Here is a 2,567-nt window from a genome sequence, read left to right as displayed (position 1 = left end):
AGCAAGGCCTCTACTGCCTCTTCAGGGTCAAGTTCATCGTACTTGGAGCCCAATGTCACCAATTCACGCAGGTTTTCAAGCCGCTCGAGCGATTCTTCAGTTCCGTCTTTTTTGAAATATGTCTCAAGACCTGTACTTTTAAGAATAAATTTCAGTGTCTCAGACATTTTTTTAGTTCTCGCGCAATCAGCAATATCCATCATCATCTGATCAAATCGTTCCACTTTTTCTAGCGTTATTCCTTTGATGTTATTACGATTTCCTTCAAGCATTCTAAGCATTGTAACTTTTCCAATGCCACGCGCTGGCACATTTACAATCCTAGCCAAATCCCCGATACTTCCCGGATTGAATGCAAGGCGCAAAAATGACAATACGTCTTTCACCTCTTTTCGTTCAAAGAATTTCGTACCCAAGACCTGATAAGGAATACCAAAATTTAAAAAAGCTTCCTCGAGCACACGTGACTGGAAGTTTGTACGATAAAGCACAGCTATACCCGACGGTGAAGCCCCGTCATTTATAAGTAATTTTGAAGTCGTGGCAACGTATTCTGCTTCAGCATGACCAGTCAGGGCAGCATAAAGTGTAATTTTCTCCCCTTTGCTATTAGATGTGAAAACGTTTTTTTCTACGCGATTTTTGTTTTTACTTATAATATCGTTTGAAGCTGCAATGATAGTCTTTGTAGATCGGTAATTTTCCTCTAAGAGTACCGTCTTTGCTCCTCCAAAATGTCGCTCAAATTGGAGAACATTTTTTATATCAGCTCCTCGCCAACTGTATATGTTCTGATCTATATCTCCGACAACACATATATTTAGTCCCGGCCCTGTTAAAAGCTGCACAATTTTATATTGCACCGTATTGGTGTCCTGATATTCATCAATGTGAATATAGCGGTAGCGGTTTTGTAGTGTCTCACGTACATTTGTATTGGACTCTATAAGCCTGAGAGTCTTCAATAAGAGGTCATCAAAATCAAGTGCATGCTCCTCTTTCATTATGGCTTCGTAGTGTTCCCATACTTTAGTGGCTACACGCTCAGGGTAGCTTTTGGCGCTTTCTAGAAATTCGTCTCTTTCTAATGCTCTCCCTTTCGCACGTGAAATTATTCCAAGAATTTTTCGAGGCTCAAATTGTTTTGTGCCGTACCTCGCTTTTTCAAGAGCTTTTTTTATTGCCCTAACTGAATCGTTTCTGTCATATATAATGAAATGTCGTCTGAGCCCCAGAATCTTATGATGCTCTTTGAGAATTTGTACACCCAGAGAGTGAAACGTTGTGACAATAGGATGGGTGTCCGTAAATGCACGCCCAGAGCCGGGGTATTTTTTTAGAAGTGTCTCTGTGCGTTCACGCATTTCTCGTGCAGCTTTGTTTGTAAAGGTAACTGCAAGAATGTTATGCGGAGCAACCCCCTTGTGTACCAAGTGAACGATTCGATGGGTAATCACCCGAGTCTTACCAGACCCAGCACCTGCAAGTACCAAAAGCGGTCCTTCGGTTGTTAAGACAGCCTCCCTTTGTTTCTCATTGAGTGTTTCTAGATATGCTGGAGTGGTCACGTTGGAGGGTATAATACACTAACTTGCTTCCATTTTTTAAGTGAGAAAAACTAAATAATATTTACAAGTTTTGTCAATGTAACCACTGGTGCCATTTTTATAAGAGCCCACTCGAACTTTTGCTAATCCTCCTTCGAAGTCTGAGGGAATATCATATTGAAAAGTAATTATCACTTTTCCGTCTGTATCAATGAATCCCCATTTACCGTCCTTTGATTCCTTCACACAATCCCGAAAATATCCTGCAGAATAGGCATGAAGATAGAAAACTTTACTGTCGTAATGAATCTTATCCGGTGCTTTTTTCTCTTCAGTTATCTGTTTGAAAACATTCTCTTCAATCTTACGGAGTTTAATAGACTTGGCCAATGTAATGGTAAGCTCACCATCGTCTTCTATACCCAAAAAAGCCACATCATCCCCACTATCTACTTTATACTCTTTACTGAAATTATTGTCACCCCAATCATATTCATAAACCTCTTTAACTACCCAGGATTTCATATCATAATCGAAGATTAAATTGGATTCGACTGAATGCATCCGTTGTGCATGAAATATGTACTAATTTACACATGAGTTGACCATATTAGCTTCATTGATCAGCGACAGGTATATTTCCCGCCTAACGACATTCATAATTCCCGAATAAATGACAGTTAAAATACCATCTAAGATTAACTCTCAAGGAGGCTTGGATGGTAACAGACGAACAGGTGAGGAGACTGATGAAGTATATTCAAAAAGAGAAGTTATACGGGATTGCAGCAGCCAAGGCGGGCATGGATGAGAAGACAGCCCGGAAGTATCGTGATCTCGGGAAGTTACCCAGTGATATACAAGCTGAACATAACTGGCGAAACAGAAGTGATACGTTCTCTGAGGTATGGGACGAAGTTCGCTCGCATCTGGAGATCAACTCCGGCCTTGAGGCAAAGACCTTGTTTGAGGATCTCCAAAGAAGATATCCTGGAAGGTTCTCAGATGGTCAACTACGTA

3 protein-coding genes are annotated in these 2,567 nt (G+C 40.7%); 1 reads left to right on the top strand and 2 read right to left on the bottom strand.

The window, feature by feature from the left end; translation table 11 throughout:
* Together IIB50_03220 and IIB50_03215 are read right to left on the bottom strand one after the other, a co-directional pair.
* Positions 1–1,568, bottom strand: a 1,568-nt coding sequence (locus IIB50_03220; protein MCH7530099.1) for a UvrD-helicase domain-containing protein, incomplete at its 3' end; no start/stop codon positions are given.
* A 36-nt stretch (positions 1,569–1,604) separates the two neighbouring features.
* Positions 1,605–1,943 (bottom strand): WG repeat-containing protein, encoded by a 339-nt coding sequence (locus tag IIB50_03215; GenBank protein MCH7530098.1) that lies wholly within the window; start codon positions 1,941–1,943, stop codon positions 1,605–1,607.
* Positions 1,944–2,266: 323 nt separating this feature from the next.
* On the opposite strand from IIB50_03215, the gene IIB50_03210 reads away from it, so the two are divergent.
* Positions 2,267–2,567 (top strand): IS21 family transposase (locus tag IIB50_03210; protein MCH7530097.1); only part of this gene is annotated, 301 nt, incomplete at its 3' end.

It is taken from the genome of Patescibacteria group bacterium, assembly GCA_022560785.1.
Taxonomy (GTDB): domain Bacteria; phylum Patescibacteriota; class Minisyncoccia; order Phycocordibacterales; family JADFSL01; genus JADFSL01.
The sequence above is the reverse complement of the archived record's forward strand: the minus strand, read 5'-3'. Positions and strand labels throughout refer to the sequence as shown.